Genomic DNA, 7,177 nt, shown 5'->3' with positions numbered 1-7,177 from the left:
CCTCGACCGTCAGCGTCGGCGCGGCAGGTCGTGAACGCACGATCACCAACGTCGCTGCCGGCCGGCTCGCGGAAAAGAGCACCGATGCCGTCAACGGCTCCCAGTTGAACGCAACCAACCAGGCAGTCGCGGCGGTCGGCTCCAGCGTCACGAGCCTGTCGACGTCGACGTCGACGGGCCTCTCCACCACGAACGACGCGCTCGTGTCGTTGTCGACGTCGACCGCCGACAGCCTGCGCGTCGTGGACAGCAACATGGCGTCGCTGTCCACCGGCCTGAGCACGACCGACAACACCGTCGCGTCGCTGTCCACCGCGACGTCGGCCGGCCTGTCGACGACCAACCAAGCACTGGTTTCGCTGTCCACGTCCGCATCGACCGGCATCGACACGCTCGGCCAGAACCTGACGTCGTTGTCGACCGCAACCTCGACCACCGCCGGTTCCTTGTCCACCACGATCAGTACAACGAATGACAATATCGTCTCGCTGTCGACCTCGACGTCGACCGGATTCGTGTCGCTGTCGACCGGCCTGAGCACGACCAACGACACCGTCACGTCGCTGTCGACCTCCACGTCGACCGGGCTGTCCACGACGAACAGCACGCTCGCGTCGTTGTCGACGTCCGCGTCGACGGGCATGAACTCGCTGTCGACCGGCCTCAGCGCGACGGACAGCACGATGACGTCGCTGTCCACGTCCACGTCGTCAGGCCTCGGCTCGCTGTCGACCAGCATCAGCTCGGTCACCGTCAACACGACGAACCTCGGCACCAGCACCGCCGATGCGCTCGGCGGCGGCGCGACCTACGATCCGGCGACCGGCAAGATCACCGCGCCGTCGTACGTGACGTACAACAACGACGGCACGACGACGACCAACGGCAGCGTGGGCGACGCCATCGACAACCTCAACGCGAAGGGCGCGAAGTACTTCCACGCGAACTCGACCGAAGCCGACAGCCAGGCCACCGGCGCGAACAGCGTCGCCATCGGCCCGAACGCGATCGCCAACCTCGACAACTCGGTGGCGATCGGCCATCGCTCGGTTACCGGCGCCGCCGTCGGCGTGTCGTCGTCGACCATCGGCGACCTGCATTTCGGCGGTTATGCGGGCGCCAACCCGTTCGGCGTGTTCAGCGTCGGCGCCCCCGGCCAGGAACGCCAGATCCAGAACGTCGCGGCCGGCCGCGTGAGCGCCGACAGCACCGACGCGATCAACGGCAGCCAGCTGCACGCGACCAACCTGAACGTCGCATCGCTGTCGACCGGGCTCAGCTCGACGAACAGCAACCTCGCATCGCTGTCCACGTCGACGTCGACGAGCATCGGCTCGCTGTCGACCGGCCTGTCGTCGACCAACGAAGCGCTGGGCTCGCTGTCCACGTCCACGTCGACGAGCGTGACGTCGCTGTCCACCGGCCTGTCGACGACCAACGATCGCGTGTCGTCGCTATCGACCAGCGTGACCAACATCAACACGCAGATCAACAACCTGTCGACGTCGGCATCGCGCAACACGGGCATCACGGCGGACATGAACGGTTCGGGCACCGATGCGCCGACCGTCACGGCCGGCTCCAACTCGGTCGCGATCGGCGCGAAATCGGACGACGGCGGCCGCTCGAACGTCGTGTCGGTCGGCAGTGCGGAACAGCAACGCCAGATCGTCAACGTCGCACCGGGCACGCAGGGCACCGACGCGGTCAACGTGAACCAGCTCACGATGGCGACCGAATCGGCGAACCGCTACACCGACCAGCGGGTCGGCGCGATTCAGCAAGGCGTGAACGACCTTGCCCGCAACGCGTATTCGGGCATCGCGATCGCCGGCGCGCTGGCAGGCATGCCGCAGGTCGATCCGGGCAAGGTGATCTCGGTCGGCGCCGGGTTCGGCAACTACGGCGGCTACACGGCGATCGCGGTCGGCGGCAGCGCGCGGATCGCGCAGAACACCGTGATCAAGCTCGGCGTCGGCACGGTGAACGGCTCGCGCATGATGGTCAACGGCGGCATCGGCCATTCGTGGTGATGCGATGCGGGCCGGCGCTCAGCCTGCCGGCCCGCCTCCACGCGGTCACGAAAAAGCCCGTGAGCATCAGGTTGCTCACGGGCTTTTTCGTATCTGCGATGCCGCGCCGCCGGGCCGCGCGCTACGAACCGGCCGTCTCCTGTCGCGACACGCTCGGCGCGACACCCGTCCAGCGCTTGTACGCCTGCGAGAACGACGACATGTCGCTGAATCCCAGTTCCTGCGCAATTTCCTTGATCGACAACCGCCCTTCCGCGATCAGCGCCTGCGCGCGGGTCTTGCGCACCGCGCTCGAAATGTCCCGAAAGCACGCGCCCTCTTCCTGAAGCCGGCGCTTCAACGTGCGCTCGCTGGTGTTGAGCAGCGTCGCGATGTCCTTCAGCTGCGGCGGCCGGTCGAACGGGCGCGTGGCCAGGTACTCGTTCAGGAACGATACGAGATCGACGCGCGTCCGCCTGCGCGTGATCAGCTCGGCACACATGCGCTCGCACATCGCGGCGGTCGCGGCATTCGCCTGCGGCAACGGCCGCTCGAGATGCGCATGTTCGAACGTGAGCGTGCTGGCCGGCTGCCCGTGCCGGATCTTCGCGCCGAGCACCGGCTGCTTCGCGTCGGCGCCGGGGCCTGGGCCGGCGCCATACGCGAGATCGAACGTCGCGAGTTCGAACGCACTGCCGATCACGTCGCGCAGCACGCGGCACGTCGCACCCATCGCGCGTTCGACGAAGAAGCGCTGCACGTTCGCCGCGAGTTCCGGCGACGCGCCGAACTGAATTACGTCGTGCTGCCCGGCCCGGCGGAACGTCATCCCGACGAACGTATAGGTCAACGCCAGGTAGCGGCCCGCGAGCGCGACCGCGTCCATGCCGGTCGCGCTGCTCAGCAGGCCGTACCCGAGCAGCCCGTACGCCGAAAGCTGGTACGACAGGCCGACCTTGAGTCCGACGCCGGCCTCGCCGGCGGTCAGGTCGAGCAGGTTCGACGCCACCGCCAGCTCCTGCGCAGCCAGCACCGTGAAATCCGGGTCGGCAAGCTGCTTCAGCGTGAGCTGCGACCCCTTGAGCAATGCCTGCGGCGCGATCTTGCGGTCGCGACCGAAATCGATCATCAGCAGGACGGAAGCCGGGCTGCGGGCAAAGTTCCAGACATTCATCAGACGCCTCGCGACGTGGGTTGGCCTAGATTCTAAAGCGGTTGGCCTGCCCCAGCATGGATCGCGCGAGCCTGCGCACCGATGATGGATGCCATCGCAACCCGCACGGCGTCGATCACCATGAAGCTCTCCTCGCTGTTTCGCCCTGCCCGCACGCTTCTGCTGGCCGCCGGCCTGTCGAGTGCACCACTCGCACCGGCACTTGCCGACGATGCCGTTTCGCCCAATCCACCGGAGTCCGCCACCATGCCCAAGACCTACGCAGACCAGCCCGTCTGGCGCGACATGCAGAAATTCCTTCCGACCGACTTCCAGTGGAAGGACGGCCAGCAACCCACGGAAGAATGGTGGTCCTGGCACGGCCATCGCATGCATCTCGACACGTATCGCAACCCGCAGGCACGGGTGAAGGTGATCCTGTTCCATGGCGTGGGCACCAACGGCCGGCAGATGTCGATGATCCTCGGCGAGCAGCTGGCGCGTCGTGGCTACGAAACGATCGCGGTCGACATGCCCGAATACGGGATGACCGAAGTCGCCAAGGGTGCACTGGTCCGCTATGACGACTGGGTGCGCGCGGGCAGCGATCTGATCGACGCGGAGCGCGCGAAGGACGACCGGCCGATCGTGCTCTACGGGCTGAGCGCGGGCGGCATGCTCACGTATCACGTGGCCGCGCTGAACGGCAAGGTCAAGGGCATCGTCGGCATGACCTTCCTCGATCAACGCCTTCAGCAGGTGCGCGACGAAACCGCGCGCAGCGTGTTCATGAGCCGCGTCGGCGGCCCGATGATGCATCTCACTGCGATGACCCCGCTGAAATCGATGCGGGTGCCGATGACGCTCGCCAGCAAGATGTCCGCGCTCGTCAACGACCCGGATGCGCTGAAGGTGTGGCTGTCCGATCGCACCTCCGCCGGCAACGCGATGACGATGGCGTTCCTCGATTCCTACATGTCGTACCGGCCAGCGGTCGAGCCGGAGGATTTCGCCGTGTGCCCGATCCTGCTCACGCAACCGGCCGCGGATCGCTGGACGCCGCTGCACCTGAGCGAACCGTTCCTGAAGCGCGTGCGCAAAGTGCCGGTGAAGGTCGTCATGCTGGACAACGCGGGCCACTATCCGCTCGAACAGCCGGGCTTGTCGCAGATGGTCGATGCGATCGATGCGTTCTATCGCGACGTGACGACGAAATGAATGCCGTCCACCGGCACGATGCCGCGCGCGGATCGCCTAGAACACCGTTCGAACACCGACCCGCAACACGCCCTGCCGCGCGCCCGACGACGCGGTGAACGTGCCGCACACCGACGCGATCGCGTCCTCGCCGCCGCTCGCCTGCTGATACACGGCGCTCATGTAGACGTCGGTTTTCTTCGACAGCAGGTAGTCGAGCGTGATGCCGGCCTGGTTCGAATGATTGCCGGTCAGTTGCCGGTTGCCCTTCGCGTAAAGATAGTTTGCATACGCGAAGAAATCCGGCGCGAACCGGTACAGCCCGCCGATTTCGTAGGTGTCGACATGTGCGCCCGTCAGCGTGTTGTGCGTATTCACGTACAGCGCATCGAGCGCGAAGTCGCCGAATGCATAGCGTCCGCCCGCGCCCGCATTGCGGATGCCCAGGCGCCCGTTGTCGATCCCTTCCTCCTTCGAATACGTGTACGCCGCATCCAGCCGCAACGGCCCGTTGTCGTAAGAAACCCCGAAGCTCGATAGGTTGTTGCTGCCGGTCTGCCCGGCGATATTGCTGAAGCCGAACATCGCGCCGAACCGGAACCCACCGTAATACGCGGACGTGAACTTGACCGCGTTCGGCGTCGCCCCTCCCCCCGCGATACGCGTGTAGTCGAAGGTGCCGAGCGCCGCGCCCAGTTTCGAGAATGGGCCGCCCGGCAGCTGATACAGGCTGACATAGGAAATCTCATGCCCCCAGCGATGCAGCGACAGGTTGTCGAACATGTAGTCGAACTGCCTGCCGAGCGTCACGGTGCCGTAGGGCGTGACGATGCCGACGTAGGACTCGCGCCCGGACAGCGCGCCGCCGCGCACCGTGCCGCTGTTGATGTCGGGCTGCGACGCCATGAAGACGAGCGCCTGGAACCCGCCGCCGAGATCCTCGACCGTGCGGATCCCGAGCAGGTTGGGCGCCTGGATGCCGGACATCGCCTGAACCAGCGACTTGCCGCCCGAATTGCTCACGTACGAGATGCCGTTGTCGACCAGACCGAACAACGTCACCGAACTCTGCGCGTGCACGTGGCACGACACCATCGCCAGCGCGACGGCCATTGCCTTCATTCTCACGAATACTGTCTCCAAACCGTCAGGGTTCGACGCGCCGGTCGCTTACGGATTTCCCGTACGCCGACCCGTCATTTTTATTAGGAAAACTATTTAATTGATGCGTGCGGGAGGTGTATTCCCGCCTTGATACGTCGTCGCGGGCTGCGTTACCCGATTGTTATCGATGGATCGCGCCCGGCATCGCCGGCCGAAACCGTCCATGACGGGAACGGCCGGCGGCAAGTCGTGCGTGTCACAGCATCACGTTGATGACTTTCTTCTCGACGTAGCTGTACATCTCCTCGATCCCCTCTTCCCGGTCGACGCCGCTGTTCTTGAATCCGCCCCACGGCACGCCGAGAAAGTGCGTGTTGCTGCCGTTGACGAACACGCTGCCCGCACGGATGCGACGCGCGGTGTTGAGCGCCTGCCGGATGTCGTTGGTCCAGATCGCGGCCGAGAGCCCGTATTCCGTGTCGTTGGCCATCGCGACCACTTCATCGACATCGCGCCATCGCGCGACCGACAGAATCGGGCCGAAGACTTCCTCGCGCCACAGCCGCATCGCGGGCGTGACATCGGCATAGACGGTCGGCTCGACCCAGAAGCCTTTTTCGAACGCGCGCCCGGGCGGGCGGCGGCCACCCGTCATCAGCCGCGCACCGTGCGTCTGCGCCGGATCGAGAAAGCTCATCACGTGGTCGTAGCTCTTGCGCGAATTGATCGGGCCCATGCCCGTGTCGGGCGACATCGGATCGCCGACGCGAATCGCGGCCACACGCTCGACGACACGCGCGAGCACGTCGTCATAAATGTCGTCGTGCACCAGCAGCCGCGAATTGGATCCGCACGACTGACCCTGCCACGAGAAATTCATCCCGCGCACCGCACTTTCGGCCGCCGCATCCGGGTCCGCGTCCGGAAACACGATCATCGGATTCTTGCCGCCCAGCTCGAGCGTCACGTGCTTGACGCCCACTTCCGCCGCGCTGCGCTGGATCGCCTGCCCGGTCGCCACGGACCCGATCAGCGCGAGACGCTTCACGTCCGGATGGCGCACCAGCGCATCGCCGACTTCCGCACCCGTGCCGCTGACGATGTTGAATACGCCGGCCGGCAAGGTCTCGCGCGCGACCTCGCCGAGCACGAGCACGGACAGCGGCGACGTTTCGGGCGGCTTCACCACCACCGTGTTGCCGGTCACGAGCGCGGAGGCGGTACGCGCCGCGGAGAACATCGCCGGATGATTGAACGCGGCGATCCGGCCGACGACGCCATACGGCTCGTACACGGTCATGTGCAGGTTCCGGCCGGTGGCCGGGATCGTTTCGCCGTGCAGCCCGTGCACGAGCCCCGCGTAATAGCGCAGGCTGCGCACCGTCTCGTGCATGCTTGCGAGCGTCGGCACGTAGGTGTTGCCCGAATCGAGCACCTCGATGCGCGACAACGCCTCCGCGCGTTCGAGCAAGCGCTCGCCAAACCCGCGCAGCAGCTCGCCGCGCTCCTCGCCGGTGCGCTCGGCCCACGCCGGCCACGCGCGCTGCGCCGCATCCACGGCCCGCGCGACGTCCTGGCGCGAACCGGCCGGCGCGCGGCCGATCACTGCCTCGGTCGCCGGGTTGATCGACGCCGCCCACTCGCCGGTCTCGCTGTCGACCAGTTCGCCGTCGATCAGCAAACGGCCGGTTATCAACTGCTCGTCCATACT

Annotated in this window: 5 protein-coding genes; 2 read left to right on the top strand and 3 right to left on the bottom strand. The window is 66.2% G+C overall.

All coding sequences use genetic code 11. From position 1 onward, the window contains the following. Nucleotides 1-2,033 (top strand): YadA-like family protein (locus G3N93_RS09615; protein WP_206132885.1); only part of this gene is annotated, 2,033 nt, incomplete at its 5' end. A gap of 121 nt (nt 2,034-2,154) precedes the next feature. On the opposite strand, the gene G3N93_RS09610 is transcribed toward G3N93_RS09615, so the two are convergent. Then, nucleotides 2,155-3,186, bottom strand: coding sequence for an AraC family transcriptional regulator (locus tag G3N93_RS09610; RefSeq protein ID WP_206132884.1), 1,032 nt, complete (start codon nt 3,184-3,186; stop codon nt 2,155-2,157). A 246-nt stretch (nt 3,187-3,432) separates the two neighbouring features. Between G3N93_RS09610 and G3N93_RS09605 the strand changes: the two genes are divergently transcribed. After that, nucleotides 3,433-4,383, top strand: coding sequence for an alpha/beta hydrolase (locus G3N93_RS09605; protein WP_241026479.1), 951 nt, complete (start codon nt 3,433-3,435; stop codon nt 4,381-4,383). Between the two features lie 36 nt (nt 4,384-4,419). Here G3N93_RS09605 and G3N93_RS09600 read toward each other — a convergent pair whose 3' ends face one another. Further along, complete coding sequence (locus G3N93_RS09600; RefSeq protein ID WP_241026480.1) at nt 4,420-5,484, bottom strand: porin; 1,065 nt, start codon at nt 5,482-5,484, stop codon at nt 4,420-4,422. Nucleotides 5,485-5,722: 238 nt separating this feature from the next. After that, the gene (locus G3N93_RS09595) at nt 5,723-7,174 is read right to left on the bottom strand and encodes an aldehyde dehydrogenase family protein (RefSeq protein ID WP_206132883.1); all 1,452 of its coding nucleotides are present in this window, start codon (nt 7,172-7,174) and stop codon (nt 5,723-5,725) included. Nucleotides 7,175-7,177 lie beyond the last annotated feature (3 nt).

It is taken from the genome of Burkholderia sp. Se-20378 (assembly GCF_017104665.1).
In the GTDB taxonomy this organism is placed as follows: Bacteria; Pseudomonadota; Gammaproteobacteria; order Burkholderiales; family Burkholderiaceae; genus Burkholderia; species Burkholderia lata.
This window is presented reverse-complemented; position numbering and strand designations above follow the sequence as displayed.